A 16,970-nucleotide genomic window follows, 5' to 3' on the forward strand; every position below is an offset into this window, starting at 1 on the left:
CTGTTCCCTGTTCCCCGTTCCCTGTTCCCTAAAATCCATAAATTGTGTACCTCATAGCTATGATAATTGCTATAATCTAGATTCAATGATCTACATTCAATTGTTTTTCTAGACGTCGGCTGGCTGTGGACATGGCGTAACAAAATAACCAGAATAGGACTCCGTCGAATAGGTAAACTTCTTGATAGGGGGTTTCAAATTTGGCTTGGGCAAAGATTGAATCACCGATACCAAGCAACTCTACTAGACCTACAACAAATAGGAGAGTTGTGTCTTGAAACAGACTAATAAACTGACCGACAATGGCAGGAATAACAGCTTTGAGTGCTTGAGGTAAAACAATCAGCCCTACCGATAGGGGAGTATTTAAACCCAATGCTTTAGCAGCTTCGATTTGACCCGTAGGTATAGATTGCAGTCCTCCTCGCACATTTTCGGCTAGGTAAGCAGCACTAAATAAGGTTAGACCGATTATTGCCCGTAACACCCGGTCTGGTCGCATTCCTGGTGGTAGAAATAGTGGGATAATTACTTGTCCCATGAACAAAATCGCAATCAGCGGTAGTCCTCGGATTAGTTCAATGTAAAGGATAGAGAAGCCCCGCACAACTGGTAAGGTACTTTGTCGTCCTAGGGCTAGTAATACACCTAGGGGAAAACAGATTAAAATACTGACGACTGCGGCTAAGACATTCAGCAGTAACCCACCCCATTGATTAGTGGATACCTGTTTTAGTCCGAGTCCTCCTCCGAGAAGCCACAGGAAGATTAATAAAGCAATAAACCAAGCTAAAGGTAACCAATTTCCCAGTTTCGGTTGAGTTTTAGCAACCTGTTGTCCTCCCCAAGCACTAGCTACCAGTAACACTACTATTCCTAAGAGCAATAAGCGATAGGGAATTGCTACTGGAAATAGCACTAATATAGCACCACTGATTACAAGAGCTATTAACACATTGCGACTAAATAGAGTGATAACATTTCTTGCTAAAACTCCCCAAGTTATCCCGGATAATAATACAATAATCCCCAGAATCAACCATGGACGCCAGTTTTCGGTGGCGGGATAGGTTCCTACAAAAAACAGACGAAAGTTATCTTTAATAACATCCCACTGGGCTTCAGTGGTTGCCCATGTTATCAAGCCTTTAACGGTTACGAATAGAAACCATAAAACACTAACAGTTAATAGGCTATTATACCAATTACTAAATAAATTTTTCTTTATCCAGGTAATTGGATTAACCTGTAGTTCAGGGGGTGGTGCTAGTTCAGGAGGTTGAGAATTAACAGTAGTCATTATCTAGTTATAATTCAACAGTTAACCAATTAAGTTAACCAATTAAGTTAACCAATTATCTTTCCTGCAATTGAACTGTCCGATTCAACAGATTCATCACGAAAGAAATGATCAGGTTAATGGTTAGATAGGTCAGGGGTATGATCACCACGATTATTTCTATTTCATGACCGGCTTGGTTGAAGGTGGTTTGAGCAATGGAGTAGATATCTGGGTAGCCAATAGCAGATGCTAAACTGGAGTTTTTGGCGAGGTTCATATACTGGCTGTTTAGGGAAGGGATAATCACCCGCAAGGCTTGGGGAAAAATAACTAACCGCATAGCTAAGCCTGACTTAAGTCCCAAGGATCTTGCTGCTTCCCACTGTCCTTTCTGTACTGACTGTATTCCAGCTCGGACAATTTCGGCGATAAATGCACCTGTGTAAAAGACTAGACCAGCTAGTAAGGCAAAGAACTCAATAGTTAGCCGGAGTCCGCCTTCAATATTACCTGTGTCGAGAACTTGGGGTCTTTGCCAACCAAAACCGATGATGATAATTAAGACAGCAGCAATTGCGATCGCAATTAAAGCAATTAACTGCGGCTGACCGGATTGTGCTTGTTCTACCATCAGTTTAGTGCGCCACTGCCAGATTAAAACTGCTGCGATCGCACCGACTAGCAAAACCACCAACCACAGAAATAGCTGGGTGGTGAAGGGAGGCCAAGGAATATAAATTCCCCGCTTGCTCAAAAATATCGACCCAGGTAACTGAATTTTTTCCGACAGTTTTGGCAGTTGAAAGAAAACCCCAAAGTACCAAAATAGCAATTGCAGCAGCAGTGGTGTATTGCGCACCACTTCCACATAAAGCAGACTCAGCTTACTCACTAGCCAATTGTCAGAAAAACTAGCTATCCCGGCGGTAATACCAACAATAGTTGTCAGGATAATCCCAAACACCATCACCCGCAATGAATTAGCCAGTCCGATCAATAAAGCATAGCTATAGGGGTCAGTGGCTTTGTAGGGAATGGGGGTATCGCCAATGCCAAATTTGGCTTGATCTTGGAGAAAATCAAACCCCAATTTAATCGCTTGTTGCTGAATATTTCGGCTTAAGTTGCTGCCTAGCCATGCCACGACCGCAATCACCACTAGCACAAATAGGACTTGTATGGCAATGCGCCAAAATCGGTCATCTCGCCACAAAGGAGGCTTTTGACCTATATTGCTTGTCATTCGTCAGTTGTTTTGGTTGCAGGTTACAGGTTGGTTGGTTGAAGGTTTAAGGTTGGTTGGTTGAAGGTTGAAGGTTGGTTGGTTGAAGGTTGAAGGTTGGTTGGTTGAATGTTGAAGGTTGGTTGGTTGAATGTTGAAGGTTGGTTGGTTGAAGGTTGAAGGTTGGTTGGTTGAAGGTTGAAGGTTGGTTGGTTGAATGTTGGAGGTTGTAGGTTGGTTAAAGGTTAAAGGTTTTAGGTTACAGATTTTAGGTTTTAGAGGCAGTTTTCAAAGTGTTGGATGCTACTCGAAACCGCTCCCTAGCCCCCCAAATTTGGGGGTAATTTGGCTCAAAGTCTCCCAGATTTGGGGGATAATCGTGGCTCATGGCAAACATTTGGTACTTCTCAAACATCATCTTAGCTGGCTCGCGAGAAGCCCCGCGCTATAATCTCGCTCTTTAGCGTCGGGATGATAGCCCGACAAGGTCGCTCTGCTCAATTGTCAATTTGGAACTTTAATTTTTGACCAGCGTCTATAATTAACATAGTAGGTCAAGTCAAATTAAGAGCTAACCGCCACCTACGTTATCGAACCTTAACAACCTGGAATATGGGGTTCCACTCAGAAAAAGCAATTTAAGCTGTCTGTGGGTGGGTAAAATTCCAGCAGTACTTTGGAGACAGAACTCATTGTATTGTTCCGGCGCGGAGGGGCATCCCGTGTCGTTAATAAAGCTTACCGAGTATCCGAACCAGTGGGTGGAGTTGGTAAGAAGCCCGCGTTGTCCCGTTAGGGCAACGTCGGGAGTATGTCACGTTTTAGGTTTACCGTTAACAGTCAACAGTCAACCTTCAACCTACCCTTCTCGAACGCCAAAGGCGAACAACCAACCAACCTCCAACCTTGAACCTTCAACCTCCAACCTTCAACCTTCAACCTTCAACCTTCAACCCCCAACCTTCAACCTTCAACCTGAAACAGTTAACAATCCCTTAACGGAAGGGTGGAGAATACAAAATACCCCCACGAGTCCAGAGGTCATTCAGACCCCGATTGAGTTTGAACTGAGAACTTTTACCCAAGTTCCGGTCATAGACTTCGCCGTAGTTACCCACGTGCTTAATCACTCGCGCTGCAAAATCGTTTTCTAAACCGAGATCTTTGCCTAAGTCACCTTCAACACCCAGGAAGCGTTTGACAGTCGGGTTAGGACTGTTGCTCATTTGTGCCACATTCGCCTTAGTAATGCCTAACTCTTCTGCTTCAATCAAGGCGAAAGTCACCCACTTAACGACATCAAACCAAGCGGAGTCATTATTAACAGTTACTGGTCCCAAGGGTTCCTTGGACATGGTAACATCTAGAAGTATATGATCCTCAGGCTTAGGCAGAGTGCTGCGTTTGGCAAGTAGTTGGGATTTATCAGAAGTCATGCCGTCACAACGTCCTTCGTCATAGGCAGTATAGGCAAGGTCTGCTTTCTGAAACACCACTGGCTCAAATTCAACACCTGCTTCCCGCATCTTGTCGGTTAAATTCAACTCAGTAGTAGTTCCAGTTTCCACACAGACGGATTTGCCTTGAAAATCTTTCAGTGTTTTAATCCCACTGTTTTTGCGCACCATCATGCCCTGACCATCATAAAAGGTAGTAGGGGCAAATTCTAAGTTATTGGTAGAGCTATCTCGGCTAAGAGTCCAAGTGGTATTGCGCGAGAGCATATCCACTTCACCAGTCTTGACGGCGGTAAATCGCTCCGTGGAGTCAAGGTTACGGTACTCTACTGCTGCTGGGTCATCAAACAAAGCAGCAGCAACTGCTTTACACACATCCACATCTAGCCCGGAGTAGTTTCCGCTCCCATCCACAAAGCTAAATCCGGGAATGCCACCGTCAACACCACAAATCAGCTTGCCACGGCTCTTGACTATATTTAAGCGGCTTTGTGTAGCGCTTGTCCCACCTCCTTCACAGGCTGTTAAGGGTGCAACTAATACTAGAGTGGCTAGTACCAGAGAACTCCATTTAGGCATAAGTTTTTTCTTGGTCTTGTTTTTTAGATAGACAACGGCCTCACGCGATCAGCTGACATGAGCTTCCGCTGCTTAAGCTTGCTTGCATTTTAGATCAAGTTGGTTAGATTACTTATGCAGCTAGATTAGTTATCTAGCAAAGGGAACAGGGAGTCGGGAGTCGGGAGTTGGGAGTCGGGAGTCGGGAGTCGGGAGTCGGCAGACTAATTGACCTAAACAGTATCATCACAATACTTTTGCAAAAGGTCTAGTGAAATAAGTTTGAATAGTTATAAACTTATAATTGTAATTTTTTTTAAGTTGTTTTAAAAAAAACTAATAATTAATCAATCGTTTTTCTAGAAAAGCGATCGCTTAATTCACCTGAGCCGATCAAGTCATTCCAATCATCAAATCAGCTCACAGAGGTGAACCCCTGGAGGATGTACCAAGGCTCAAGCAAACCTGCGATCGCTTTTTGGGCACGCTTTAGGAACGCACCGAATACTGTCCTTAACGTTCTGTTGAGAAATTAGCTCTAGTGGCAATGCTTCTCAAAGGCAGTATCTATCAAACCTATAGTGCTAGAGTTTGTGACTGAACGGACATGGGGAAGAGCATGTACTCATTCCACATGCGCCAGATGTAAGCCGTAATTGCTTTTTTACGAGTTTTGTGATCCTCAAATGAGTACTGGACTATTGAACTAGGTGCAGCCGACTGAATGTCCGTTAGATGAGAGTTACAGCCGCACCCGTGTTGGAGCAGAAGACCGTGACCAGCAGCTTTACTCTGGACAAACATCAGCATCCGCGTCACATTGAAGGCGTGAAGGCAGGCATCGTAGGGACGTTTGACACCCTGCATGCGCACATCAAAAGCCATAGCTCGTGATTCTAGGATCGAGTCACGCTCAATCGGGCACAGAAGCATCTGATAGAAAGACGCTGGTAATTCATATTTGAACTCTTCAAACACGTCTACGACAAAAGCGACCACCCGTTCGGCACCATCTGTTGCCACAGCAGTAGTCTTGGCTAATTCAAAATTTGGGTAAGCTGACAGCAAATAGTCAGCACCAAAGAACTCTAAAGTATCCCAAGCTCCCTTCTGAAAAAGAGACTGGCAATCGAAACCTTGCTCAAAAATTTCTGGGCTGCCATCAGTTGCCTTGGTTAGAAACAATTGAGCCAAAGCAATCAGGAACTCAAGGTCAGGATGTCCTACTTCTGCCTCACCACTGGCAATTTTTTGCCAAACCGTGGGTAGTTGGTCAATGGCAACAGCGTCAATGCCTTCAAGAATAGACCTAGCAGTCAAAACCGAAACAGTTTGTTGCATTGTCATAAAGCAAGTTAGACTTAACCCTGGATTTTTTTAGTAACGATACGTTAGCAACTGTCGAGATATTTCCATTTTGGTAATAGCCAAGACAGGCACCTTGATCAAGATACCATACAACTAGCAATCAGTATTTATAGACTACAGGTACTCCTAAATCACGACAAACACGGAATTAGGAAAGGTGCTCGGGAGCTATCCCCATTTATTGAAGGGTAAGACCATTTGGGCGCGCTTCCCGTGCCTTTAACTGTGGTCAGTTAGCTTCAGCACGTTCAGCTCCTTAACGTTATGTTAAGGAAGTAGAGATTTGCTCCGAAGCCCGTACGCTCTTATATATCTCTCGTATATTTAGTCTATTGATTTCCATGAAATTAAGATCTCAAAATACACTCGAAAGCTTTACCCCTCTTAGCTTTCAGCCCAAACAATAACGAAAATATTCGGTAACTTTATAGTCCCCATAGTCGGGAGCAAAACTAAAATTTATCAAAAAAAATTTTGCAAAACCGAAGTTGGCTGGTATGATTCGAAAGTCATGGATGTAATAATTCATGGTGCTAAAAGAAGCTAAAGTTGTTAAAAACATGAATAAAACCACTGAAAGCAGTAGCACACTAGAACTTTGGGAAGCTCATCTACACGGCCTAGTATCCAAACATGCTTGGCTAGCTAATGCTGCGCCAGAGGAACTGGCTTTAGTGCGAGAAAGGGTATCCCCTCTGCGACTGGCAGCTTGCTGGTATCATTTCAGTGTTTTTGCCGCCGATTTTTTGTGTCTGGCACTGCCTCTGTTAGAAAATCCTGTCAATCGCTGCTATATTGCCCAGACAGCCAATGAAGAATTAGGATGCGGTGATCCTCAGCAAGTTCATTCAGTGCTGCTGCTAGAGGCACTGGCCGAGGCGGGCCTTGACCAACACACCATCCTTAGCTATCCAACCCTTGATATTGATCAGGTTTTGGAAGCCTTAAAACAACAGCTTCTCAGCGCCAAGAATGATCATGAGATCGCCGGTTTTTTCTTGGGCTTCGAGCTTTTGGCGGAACACAATATCTCCCATGTCTTTGAGTGTTTGAAGCCCCAGGCATCCTCCAGGGAGGAATTACGACAGACACCTTATTTCCAGGAACACTTCAAGGTAGAGCCAGCTCATATTAGAAGGGCGATTACACTGGGGATGAATTCCTGCGCTTACGATTACCAGATTAAGTCGATGCTGGATAAATTCCATTACACCATCTCATTCTGGAATCATTTTTGGGGGGTTGTTCATCAGGAAAACTCAAACTCAGGTGTCGGGCAATTTACCAAGATTGGAGCAGGGCTTGGTGAAGCTCTAATGCCTAAAATCTAAAACTTTCAGGACTGACCAAGATACTCCCTAATCAGGGGTGGTATTGACCCCCTTCCTCCCCCAGGTAGTCTCTAAACGCTCAATTGGTGTGGTGAGAGGACTAACGTTATAGTTGTCAAGATCTGAGTTCTATCTGGGCGGATGGTATAGCACTACGCATTAAAGTTAGGACATTGATAGAAGCTGAAAAGCTAATGCACGTGAACTTTTGCCTCTTGCCTTTTGCCTTTTGCCTTGCGCTATAGCAATCAAGCATCCACTTAGAATCACCAGTCTTTGAAGGGAGTGAGGGGCGATTGGAGTCACTTGTAGAGTTTGGTTATACCCTTGAATGTCTGAGCATGACAGCACAGAGATAACCTGGTAATGTAATCGAATTAAATCATGGATCTTGGATTAAAAGATCGGGTAGCCTTAGTCTGTGCTAGCAGTCAAGGACTGGGAAAAGCTATTGCTAAATCTCTGGCTCAAGAAGGAGCTAGTGTAGCTATATGCAGCCGAAACCAGAAGTGCCTTGAAGAAACTCGTCAAACCTTAGAAGCTGAAACTAACGCCAAGATAATCAGTGTAGTAGCAGATTTGAGCTTGAAACAGGATATAGAAAAACTTCTAGAAACTGTAGAAGCGAACCTAGGCTCTATCGAGATCTTGGTTAATAACACAGGGAACCCACCAGCAGGTCGTCTTGCCCAATTGAGCGAGTCAGATTGGGATCGTGCTTACCAACTGGTACTGATGAGTGCGATTCGACTCACCAAAGGAGTCATACCCAGTATGATCGAGGGTGGCTGGGGGCGGGTGATTAATATCGCCACCAGTGCAGTAGAACAGCCAAGAGGCGATCTGTTAATTTCTACTACCTTCAGAGCGGGATTAGCTGCTTTTAGCAGAGCGATCGCAGCGGAGTTGGCTGAGCATAATGTACTTATTCATACCGTTTGTCCAGGGGTAATTGGTACGGGGGCTATGCTGAACTTAGCTGAAAACATGGCGGCTGCCGGGGAAATTACGGTTCAAGCTGCCAAAGACAGGCTCACGTTTGGCGTTCCCATGGGACGTATGGGCGAACCTGAAGAAATCGCCGCTTTAGTGACTTGCTTGGCATCCGATCGGCTGAATTACATGACTGGACAGACTATTACTATCGATGGAGGGAAACTGACGGTTCCTCTGAAAAGTGCTTATGCTGATGCTTCCCGAAGAATTAACTTTGAAGGGAAATTATAGCAAAAAGGGGACAAAGTTATGAGGCGAACGCATGATTACTCGAACAAAGTGTTAACTTGATTATCTCCATCAATGGAGATAATTCTAATAATAGAAGTGCCAAGAAAAAAATGACATCAAGTGTGCATTTGCAAGCCATTCTAGAACATGCTGATATCCTTTCTACTTGTCCGGAAAGAATATGGTCCTTGCAGGAGAATGCCCCTCGACTTTTCGAGGAGGTTGTTAGGCAAAATATTATTGCAGAGGACCTGTACAGCTTATTATCACGTTATGTTCCTGCTCAGAGACAGGTTCACTATGGTCTTTTTGACCCTTTTGTGCGCCCTGAGCGCCATTCAAGGGCAATCTATTTGAATTTAGATGCCACTACTACTGATGCAAAATACTCAGGCTGTATAGCCATCAAGGGTGCTGAACCTTGTGCAGTGAACTTTGGCGAGACATTTGAGAAACTGGTAGAAGAGTCCTCCGTATGGGAACTGGAAACTGGTGTTTTATCTGGTGTATCTACCTCGGTCAATGTAATGATGGACAGACTACATCTGTTTTTAGTGGGAGAGGGCAAAATGCCAGGTGTAGTCCAGTTGGATGAATGCAAAGAAGACGCGCTACAAGCTCTCGATTTCCAAGAGAAGCACTTACAAGTATTCGGGGAGATCGCGCATGTTCCATTGCCTTTGTTCATCTTTCGTTGGCCCGACGAGACAATAGAGAAAGTGAAAACTATTCTGCGACAACTGGTTTCTCCGACCGCTCTTCAGAAACTTCGGAGGCTCGACGATGGCATAGGAGTGTATATCTACTATTATCCTACCGTACCTTATCGGATGGCTCATCTAGATCTGCCGGTTATCTTCGGAAATATCTCCTACGACGATCGGAAGCAGACTCTCCTTAAACAAATCCCAGAGCCTGATAAGCTCATTTCGAGTTGGTTTGAAGTTGTTAGTCGGATGTTAGCTCTTGGGTACACGGCAACGGACCCTTGTTCTTGGAATTGTGGCCACTGCCTAATGCCTCAAAATCTCGTTCTAGATGGTGGAATTTGTGACATCAACAGTTTGCGCCAGCTATCGACTATTTCTAAGGAAGCTCAAAGGAGGCACTCTCTGTTTGAAACGGTACGATGGCTCGATGCCTCGGTTCGTTTCTTCTTGTTTGGTGAGAATGCGTTGAGTGCTCGATTTACCAGGAATTCCCTGCATACCTATGCTATAACTCTTGAGAATCTGAAGGAACGATTGATCGAAGCCCAATCAGAGGGTGTAGAGATAGATACACATGTCAAAAGAATCCTTTTCGACGAATCGAGCTTAACGCAACAATTTGAGAAGCATCTTAAAGCATTGTCGGCACAAGCAAAAAGCTTTTAACAAGAAAAATTATTTTTAAGGCAATAGCAAGAGAGGAACATTATTTATGTGTGGTATTGTCGCAATGTTGTCAACACAAGAGCAAATTTCCGAGTCATCTTTGAAACGGGGGATAGAACACTTAAACCATCGAGGTCCAGATGGACAAAAAATTTGGATTTCCCCTGAAGGTAGAGTGGGTTTGGGACATGCACGACTTAGTATTATTGACCTTACAGGTGGAGAACAACCGATTGCCAACAGAGATGAAACACTGCGTATCATAGTCAATGGAGAGTTTTATGATTTTGAGCGGATACAGCAGGATTTGAGGCGATGGGGATATCAACTGCTAACCCAATCTGACAGTGAAATCGCGCTTCATTTATATGATGAATTCGGAACAGAGTGTCTGCAGCACCTCCGAGGAGAGTTTGCGTTTATGCTTTGGGATCAGCGTAAGGAGTTACTTTTTGCCGTTCGAGATCGCTTTGGCATTAAGCCCCTGTACTACGCTGTTCATGGTAATACTCTTTATCTCGCCTCTGAAGTTAAAGCATTATTTGCCGCTGGTGTGCCCGCTCATTGGGATCGAGAAGCATTGGTACTCAAAAATATCGAGCTTTTAGCCCACAATCACACCTTGTTTGCCAATGTGTATCAAGTGCCGCCAGGGCATTTTCTGATGGCCTCTCATTCTGGTATAAAGTTGCAGCAGTATTGGGATTTTGATTACCCTCAAATTACTGATTCCCAGTTTCACAGGTCTGAAGAAGACTACATTGAACAGCTCCGCGATACGTTACATGAGGCAATTCGACTTCGGTTAGAGGCTGATGTTCCTGTTGGTTGCTATCTCAGCGGTGGACTTGATTCCTCTACGGTTTTAGGAATGGCTAGTATCCACGTACCTGAGCCGATTCAGGCGTTTACCTTGAGCTTTGAGCAAGATATTTATGACGAAAAAGCGATTGCAATTGAGACCGCAGCACGTGCAAGAGCAAAACTTGAGGTTATTCAAATCCGGCCCTCTGACCTGATTGATAATTTTGCGGATGCAGTTTATCAGAGTGAAATGTTATGCAACAACACTAATGGGACAGCCAAGTATCTCTTGAGTCGAGCAACACGGGACGCTGGCTATAAAGTTGTTCTGACGGGGGAAGGCTCAGACGAAATATTTGGAGGATATGCCCATTTCCGCCAAGATATGTGGCGTCATAATGCAGAAAGGCAAGATGAGCAGACGATTAAAAATCTGCTAGAACAATTAAAGCAAAGCAATAAAGTATCTGCGGGGATTTTATTCTCTGAGGGGGAATGGACTAAGAAATTAGCTAGTGTTGATAAACAATTAGGATTTATACCAGCTTGGATGGAAATTTCAGCAGTATGGCATCGTCAGTTTTTATCTCTTTACTCGCCTGAGTTGGTTGATCAGTTTAGCTATGAGGATACTTACCAACGCTTTTTGGAGCCGATAGATACCTCTGGACAACTTTCTAAATGGGAACCAGTCCATAAATCTTTATATTTGTGGGCAAAGAGTCTGTTGCCCAATAATATTTTTAGAGTGCTAGGGGATGGTGTAGAAATGGCTCATTCCATAGAAGGGCGGCTACCATTTCTAGATCATAAAGTAGTTGAATTAGTTTGCCGTATGCCTATTTCCATGAAGATTCGTGGCTTGACTGAAAAATATGTTTTACGAGAAGCCGCACGCCCATTTCTAACGGATACCGTTTACCATCGTCAAAAACATCCATTTCTAGCTCCCCCTTCAACCTTGAAACTCAACAAGGGACTATTTCAATTTACTCAGGATATACTTCGTAGTTCAGATCTAGCATCTATCTACAATCAATCACCTGTCACTCAGTTGCTTGATAAAATACCTGACATGGATGAACGTCAACGCATTAGCATCGACCCAATTTTAATGAAGATGGTGAGTAGCTGTATCATACAAAAAAGGTTTGGGCTGACCTAATGGTCTTAGGAATGCTAAGGCCGCTCTGAACGTGAACGCTCAATAAATCGAAATCGCGATGGTTGAGCAACAGTCGTAATTTTTCTGTAGGAAAGAGATAATGGCGTGGAAAATTGGGAATGTTTTCATTACACCAGTAATTGAACTGGATCTCTCGGTAGATCCATCATTTACCCTACCTGATGCGACTCCAGAAAACTTAGCTCCTGACTTCGACTGGCTCAAACCCCATTTTGTTGATCAAGACGGCAAGCTTAAGTTTAGAGTTCAGGCACTTCTAGTTGAGTCCTATGGGCATAAAATTATCATTGATACCTGTGTTGGCAATGACAAACAACGCTCAGAACCAGCGTTTAATCAGCTCAATGGGCCGTTTATAGAAGATATTGCTAAATCTGGCTTCAAGCGTGAAGAGGTGGATATAGTAGTCTGCACCCATTTGCATTACGATCATATCGGTTGGAATACCATGAAAGTCAATGGTGAGTGGATTCCGACATTTCCGAATGCCCGCTATCTGATTACACAGCCTGAATTTGAACACTGTCGCACTCAGAAAGAGGATTTTTGGGTAAAGGCTTTTGGGGATTCTGTCGCCCCAGTCTTTGAAGCGGGATTGGTTGATTTAGTCGATTGTAATTATCAAATTACCCCTGAATTGCAATTGTTTCCCACTCCTGGTCATACTCCCGGACACTGTAGCGTGGTTATTTCTTCCCAAGGTCAGGAGGCGATGATTACAGGGGACGTTATGCATCACCCATGCCAATGCGCCCACCCAGAATGGGAATGTGTTGCTGATAGTTCTCACGAGCAAGCTCAGATTACTCGACGAAAATTTCTCGAGCGTGTCGGGGATACGGACATGTTAGTGATTGGTACTCATTGGAGCGCTCCTAAACCAGTTAGTGTCACCAAACATAAAACTGCTTGGAAGGTAGAAATTGCTTAATAGTTACCGCAGGGTAAGCCCAATAAAAATTGAGCTAAAATGTGATATAGGGCAAGGATTATGACCATAATAAGCCAAGATTGATCAGCACTCTTACATGTTTTTATCAATATTGTTGATAATAATCCCTCCTTATTGATTCTTGGGTTTACCCTGGTTAGATAGTAGTTATTTGCTGGTGGAAGTCATTTTTGCTAGAAACACCATTAACTATAGTTGGTACCTCTTGACCAAATAGGAAAATGCGCACAAAGGTAGCTGCTTTGAAACGGAGTTCTGCTTCAGCAGCGTCAGCATAAAATGCTGAATGTGCTGTCAAGATGACTTTTTCAGAAGTTCGTAATTCATCAGGTACATTTGGTTCAGTACTCAAAACATCTAGCCCCACCTGACCAATAGAACCTGATAGAATACTTTCAATGAGTGCTTCTTGATCGATTACTTGCCCACGAGCCGTATTAATGAGTATCGTTTCAGGAGTCATACGTTTCAACTCTTCTCGACCAATAAGATGCCGTGTTTCACTGGTGAGCGCAGTATGAATAGTGATGATTTGAGCAGCATCTATTAATTCATTTAGTGTTTCACAGCGAGTTACACCATGAGCTTTTGCTGTCCCCCTCGGCACATAGGGATCATAAAAGGCAACCTTGAGACCAAAAGGGTGAGCCCGTCTAGCTACAGCGCTCCCAATGGGCCCGAACCCAATAATACCCAAAGTCATACCTCGAAGGCGAGGCACACTACCGACAGCGTTCCAATCCCATCCTTGGTTACGAACATATTTGTCAACAATTAAAAGTTTACGTACTAAAGCCAGAATTAAACCAAGAGTGTGATCGGCAACTTCCTCTGTTCCATAGTCGGGAACGTTACACACTGGAATACCTTTTTTGGCAGCAAAAGCAAGATCAATGTTGTCAAAACCTACAGCTGCCCGTACAATACAACGGCAACACTGCAATCTTCCCAGAATATCTGCATCAAGGGGTGTCTTGTGCCAGGATATGATTGCCTCAACATCTTCTATGCGACCAATGAGTTCTTTAGCCTGATCGGCTCGATGGACAACAACCGTGGCTTCAGGTTGGAGAACGTTTTGCTCGATGTCTGGTTCCTGAAGATAATCACCCTGCGGGGAATGTATAATCGCTACACGAAAGTTAGACTTCACCTTTGATTTTTGGTAAATGATACGTTAGCAACTGTCAAAATGCTTCCATGCTGGTAATAGCAAATACAGGCACCTTGATTAAGATACCATACAACTAGGAATCAGTATTTCTAGTTGTATGGTACTCCTAAATCACGACTAAACCTCAAGTATTGGGATGTTCCGGTGCCTGCTCCCGATTCATCTGTGTATTCACCAACGCCGTCACTAGCATCAGTTGAATTCTTAAGAAACTATTTTAATTATAATTTTTGCTGATCTCTTTGTTGACGCTTTTGCTATAGAATATTCCTGAAATATTCCTAAAAATTACTTTCCCTAATGACAAATCCTCGATTGTATCTGCCGAAACCCCGAGAGGCGGTGGGCAACTATCTCAGAATCATTTCGATCAATGATGTTTACGACATCAATAATTATCCCTACGTGGAAACAGTGATTAAATCCCTGAAGGAAACATCGGAAGATGCCGTGGTGATTGCCTGCCTCAGCGGAGACTTTCTCTCTCCTTGTTTAATTACCTCACTTGATGGCGGTAAAGCCATGCTGGACGTGCTCAAGGTAGTCAACATTGATTATATTTGCTTGGGCAACCATGAATTCGATGTTACCGTCGATGTCCTAGGTGAGCGTTTCAAAACCTACGAAGGGAAATGCTTAAATAGCAACATCTTGGACTTGCCAATTGTGGATGCCAGTGGTCAGCTGCTTCCGAAATATGACATTGTTGAAGTAGGTTCTCGTAGAGTTGCCTTTGCTGGATTTTGCACTAGTAAGATCAATACTTTCCGACCCGGGGCGAACATAACCATCCAACCCATCTTTGATGCGTTAAAAGAAACCTGGTCTAAGTGTTCCAATGACGCAACCATGCTGATTCCGCTGACCCATCAGACGATTGCCGAAGATCGGGAACTAGCCACGGGGATCGAGCAAGATGACCAACTTAGTGGTAAGGTTCCTATAATTGTTGGGGGGCACGAGCATGAGATTTATATTGAGAAAATTGAGCGGAGTCTGATTGTTAAGGCTGGTGCTGATGCTACTAATGTGGTTGTTGTTGATGTGTGGTGGGATGCTTCCGAGCAGTGGCATAGTGCTGTTCATCTGTTGCCAGCCACCCATTTTGATGCCGATCCCAAGGTCCAAAAGTTTGTAGAAAGTACCGAAAATTTTCTAGGTTCGCTGATGGATGTGGAAATTTTTGAGGTGAAAGAACCGATGTCCTCTAAACGGATGCGATTCCAACCCGAAAAAGTGGCCTCAACCCTATGTTCTTATATCAAGAAAAGCTTTAAAAATGTCGATCTAGTTATGATCCAGGGAGGATGTGTTCGGGGTAAGCGATACTATGAGAAGGGAGAATCGTTCAGATATAGGGATTTGTTGGAAGAGATGCCATTGGATACCCAAATGGCCTTGATTCAGGTGCCTGGGTACATCTTACAAGAGTCTATTACCGAAACTCGCGGCACGCCCGAGCGGGAAGCATCCAATTTTCTCCATGCCGATCTTGATGTAGTAGTTGAAGACTACCCCAGTCTGAAAATTGTCAGCATTAACCACGCCCCATTTGACCCCCAAAAGATTTACACCCTCAGTATTGTCCAATTCTTGCTGAGGGGGCTCGATCAAATCAAACCGTTGGTAGATTATGTCAACGCAAACGGTGGTGCTCCACCTTTGGAGCAATGTCTTCCAGGCCAAAACCTGATCGTAGAAAGCTGCATGAAAGATGCTTGGAGAGTCCTAATTAATTATGAGGAATGGGACGCCGATGGCGATGGGAAAATGACCACAGAAGAGCTGAAACAGGGTTTCAAAAATGCCTTTGCCTTTCTCGATCAAAATCAAGATGGCTATATTTCCCCGGCAGAAGTACAGGGAGCATTGGCAGAACGGACAGGCAGCACCCAGAAAGAATTAATTAGCCTGATGTTTGAGGTGTTGGATGTCGATAAAGATGGTATGGTGTCGATGGATGAGCTGGCATCGTTAGCAATGTAAGGAGAACACAATGCTTAATTCCCAAGCCCGTCCCATTTATCGATACTGATGGGGGTACTGATGGGGGTGTTGATGATGCTCTCGCGATTATCATGGCTCTGAATTGTGAACAAATTGAGCTCAAATCAGTCACCGTGTTAGCTGGCAATATTGATTTCATCAAGCTGCTAATAATGTGTTGCGGGTGATTGACATTGTTCAACCAAACCAGCCTCCCCTAGTGGCAAAAGGCTGTGAAAAACCTCTGGTTCGTCCTCCCTTCAATGCTGCAGGTATTCATGGCTCCGATGGACTGGGAGAACTGCATCAGTTTAAAAATGCTGATGGCAGCCCAAGTATCCCCAACTTACCATGGAGCCTTCTTCAGAAGATGCTGTTGATGTATTGCTGAAAGCCGCCCAGGAATATGGCAGCGACTTGACCATTGTGGCTCTAGGACCATTGACCAATATTGCAACAGCTCTGCAGCGCGATCGCACCACCCTGCAAAAGGTAGGCCGCATCGTGATCATGGGTGGAGCCGTGAAGGTTCCGGGCAACATTTCAGCTGCTGCCGAGTTTAACTTCTTTGTGGATCCTGATGCGGCTCAAATGGTTATGGAATCAGGCATTCCCCTGACCCTAGTAGCTTTGGATGTGGCCATGAAGGCACCCCTTCCCCGGAAAGATGTAGAGAATTACGCTCAGAAACATCCGTCAGCAGTGGCTCAGTTCATTGCCGATTGCACAGGCATTTATATGGCATTCTATAGAGAAAACGAAGGTTTCCACGGCTGCTACCTGCATGACCCATTAGCTGTCGGTGTTGCCATTGATCCGAACCTGGTTTCTACAGAATCGGTGTATATGGTGGTAGAAACTGAAGGAAAATTTACCTCTGATATGTCCCTGGCCGATCTGCGTGATCGTCGGGATGAAGCCGCCTATCCTCCCAATGTAGAAGCCTGTTTAGATGTGGATACCGATCGTTTCCTCAAACTGTTTTATGAACTGATTTAGAGCAATTCAGTCCTGAGTAAAAACCACATCCTTAAGGTTTGAGCCCTG

Annotated in this window: 13 protein-coding genes; 8 read left to right on the plus strand and 5 right to left on the minus strand. The window is 44.2% G+C overall.

Annotated elements, in window-relative coordinates:
• Nucleotides 1-82 precede the first annotated feature (82 nt).
• The 4 genes from F6K49_RS01295 to F6K49_RS01310 form a co-directional block, all read right to left on the minus strand.
• A complete protein-coding gene (locus F6K49_RS01295; RefSeq protein ID WP_293093553.1) occupies nt 83-1,300 on the minus strand; it encodes an amino acid ABC transporter permease in 1,218 nt (405 codons plus the stop codon).
• A 55-nt stretch (nt 1,301-1,355) separates the two neighbouring features.
• Nucleotides 1,356-2,525, minus strand: coding sequence for an ABC transporter permease subunit (locus F6K49_RS01300; protein WP_293030409.1), 1,170 nt, complete (start codon nt 2,523-2,525; stop codon nt 1,356-1,358).
• 974 nt (nt 2,526-3,499) lie between these two features.
• Nucleotides 3,500-4,540, minus strand: coding sequence for an amino acid ABC transporter substrate-binding protein (locus F6K49_RS01305; RefSeq protein ID WP_293026338.1), 1,041 nt, complete (start codon nt 4,538-4,540; stop codon nt 3,500-3,502).
• Between the two features lie 555 nt (nt 4,541-5,095).
• The gene (locus tag F6K49_RS01310) at nt 5,096-5,860 is read right to left on the minus strand and encodes a hypothetical protein (protein WP_293026336.1); all 765 of its coding nucleotides are present in this window, start codon (nt 5,858-5,860) and stop codon (nt 5,096-5,098) included.
• A gap of 587 nt (nt 5,861-6,447) precedes the next feature.
• Here F6K49_RS01310 and F6K49_RS01315 point away from each other — a divergent pair.
• The 5 genes from F6K49_RS01315 to F6K49_RS01335 all read left to right on the plus strand — a co-directional run bounded on the left by F6K49_RS01315 (nt 6,448) and on the right by F6K49_RS01335 (nt 12,742).
• A complete protein-coding gene (locus F6K49_RS01315) occupies nt 6,448-7,218 on the plus strand; it encodes an iron-containing redox enzyme family protein (protein ID WP_293093556.1) in 771 nt (256 codons plus the stop codon).
• A 384-nt stretch (nt 7,219-7,602) separates the two neighbouring features.
• Nucleotides 7,603-8,445 carry an SDR family oxidoreductase gene (locus tag F6K49_RS01320; protein ID WP_293026332.1) on the plus strand — a complete coding sequence of 281 codons (843 nt, stop codon included), beginning with the start codon at nt 7,603-7,605 and terminating at the stop codon, nt 8,443-8,445.
• A 428-nt stretch (nt 8,446-8,873) separates the two neighbouring features.
• Entirely contained in the window at nt 8,874-9,821 is a 948-nt protein-coding gene (locus tag F6K49_RS01325) for a hypothetical protein (RefSeq protein WP_293093560.1), read from the plus strand.
• A gap of 46 nt (nt 9,822-9,867) precedes the next feature.
• Entirely contained in the window at nt 9,868-11,790 is a 1,923-nt protein-coding gene (gene asnB / locus F6K49_RS01330; protein WP_293026328.1) for an asparagine synthase (glutamine-hydrolyzing), read from the plus strand.
• 100 nt (nt 11,791-11,890) lie between these two features.
• The gene (locus F6K49_RS01335) at nt 11,891-12,742 is read left to right on the plus strand and encodes an MBL fold metallo-hydrolase (protein ID WP_293026326.1); all 852 of its coding nucleotides are present in this window, start codon (nt 11,891-11,893) and stop codon (nt 12,740-12,742) included.
• Nucleotides 12,743-12,899: 157 nt separating this feature from the next.
• On the opposite strand, the gene F6K49_RS01340 is transcribed toward F6K49_RS01335, so the two are convergent.
• Entirely contained in the window at nt 12,900-13,916 is a 1,017-nt protein-coding gene (locus tag F6K49_RS01340) for a C-terminal binding protein (RefSeq protein WP_293026324.1), read from the minus strand.
• A gap of 321 nt (nt 13,917-14,237) precedes the next feature.
• On the opposite strand from F6K49_RS01340, the gene F6K49_RS01345 reads away from it, so the two are divergent.
• From F6K49_RS01345 to F6K49_RS01355, 3 genes are all read left to right on the plus strand, one after another.
• A complete protein-coding gene (locus tag F6K49_RS01345) occupies nt 14,238-15,923 on the plus strand; it encodes an EF-hand domain-containing protein (RefSeq protein ID WP_293026322.1) in 1,686 nt (561 codons plus the stop codon).
• Between the two features lie 184 nt (nt 15,924-16,107).
• Complete coding sequence (locus F6K49_RS01350; protein ID WP_293026320.1) at nt 16,108-16,314, plus strand: hypothetical protein; 207 nt, start codon at nt 16,108-16,110, stop codon at nt 16,312-16,314.
• A complete protein-coding gene (locus F6K49_RS01355; RefSeq protein WP_293026318.1) occupies nt 16,275-16,922 on the plus strand; it encodes a nucleoside hydrolase in 648 nt (215 codons plus the stop codon). The genes F6K49_RS01350 and F6K49_RS01355 overlap by 40 nt, the downstream gene beginning before the upstream one ends.
• Nucleotides 16,923-16,970 lie beyond the last annotated feature (48 nt).

The organism is Moorena sp. SIO3I6, assembly GCF_010672095.1.